The sequence below is a fragment of the Sinomonas flava genome (assembly GCF_039531875.1).
Classification (GTDB): domain Bacteria; phylum Actinomycetota; class Actinomycetes; order Actinomycetales; family Micrococcaceae; genus Sinomonas; species Sinomonas flava.
On record NZ_BAAAQW010000021.1, the window covers coordinates 1 to 1,261 of the forward strand.

2 protein-coding genes are annotated in these 1,261 nt (G+C 68.6%); both read right to left on the reverse strand.

Annotated elements, in window-relative coordinates; translation table 11 throughout:
• Positions 1–780, reverse strand: a 780-nt coding sequence (locus ABD298_RS18635) for an IS3 family transposase (RefSeq protein WP_344301345.1), incomplete at its 3' end; no start/stop codon positions are given.
• Positions 777–1,261: helix-turn-helix domain-containing protein (locus ABD298_RS18640; protein ID WP_344301346.1), on the reverse strand; the 485-nt coding region annotated here is incomplete at its 5' end. The genes ABD298_RS18635 and ABD298_RS18640, both read right to left, overlap by 4 nt.

The following is a 1,261-nucleotide window of genomic DNA, read 5'->3' on the forward strand; positions in this document are numbered from 1 at the left end:
GTACCAGCGGATGTAGTCGTGGACGGCGTTTTCGAGCGCCTCGATACTGAGGTAGCGGACGTGGTGGAAGCACTCTTCCTTGAGGTGGCCGAAGAAGTTCTCGATGATGGCGTTGTCGAAGCAGTTGCCCTTGCGGGACATCGACTGCCTCGCTCCGGCGTCGGCGAGCAGCGTCCGCCAGGCACGGTGCTGGTACTGGAATCCTTGGTCGGTGTGCACCATCGGATGCTCCCCGGGCCCGAGAGCGGCGATCGCCTGGCGCAGTGACGAGGTGGCCAGCTGCAGGTTCGGTGATCTGCTGGTGGAGTAGGCGATGATCTCGCGGTTGAACAGGTCCATGACCGGGGAGAGGTAGAGCTTGTCCTTGCCGACCCGGAACTCGGTCACATCCGTGACCCACTTCTGGTTCACGGCATCGGCAGCGAACTGGCGGTCCAGGAGGTTCTCCGCGGTCTGGCCGACGTCGCCCCGGTATGAGGCGTAGCGGCGTTTCCGGCGGACCCTGCAGGCCAGGCCGAGCTGGCGCATGAGCTCCAGCACCGTCTTCTTCGCCACCTGCCAGCCGCCCTTGACGAGTTCCCGGTGCACCCTGCGGTGCCCGTAGCGTCCGTGCGCGCCCTCGAACGCTGCCCGGACCGCTTCCTTGAGGTCGGCCCGGGGGTCCGCCCGGCCGAGCCTGGCCTGATGGTAGAAGAACGTCGACCGGGCAAGCCCGGCTGCCTCGAGCAGCACCGGCAGGCGGTGCTCGGCCTTGAGGGAGGAGACAGCGAGGGCCTTCACTGCCGTCCTTGCGCCCTCAAGGCCCGCAATTTTTTCAGGTAGGCGTTCTCGGCCTGCAGCCGCTCGTTCTCCGCCCGCAGCCGCTCCAGCTCGCTCGGCTCACCCGGGGAGGTGGCCCCGTCCCGGGGCGGGCGGCCTCTGGGCCGGGGCCGCAGCGCGTCCTCGCCGCCCTCCCGGAAAGCGCGCGCCCACGCTTCGACCAGCTTCGAGGAGGACAGGCCATGATCCCTGGCCAGGGCCCCCGCGGACCCCTCGCCCGCGAGATAGCCCTTCACCACCGCCAGCTTGAGCTCGAACGGGTACGACCGCTTCGTCGTCCTGGCCACCAGCGCTCCTCTGCCACGGATCACCCAACGCCGATACAGCCGCTGCACCGGCCACCGGGACACCCCCAGCCGAGTTGCCGCGGCCCGATCGGCGAAACCCTGCTCGAACAACGCTACAGCCGCCGACCGCTGCCCCTCGGACAGCGAACTACTCA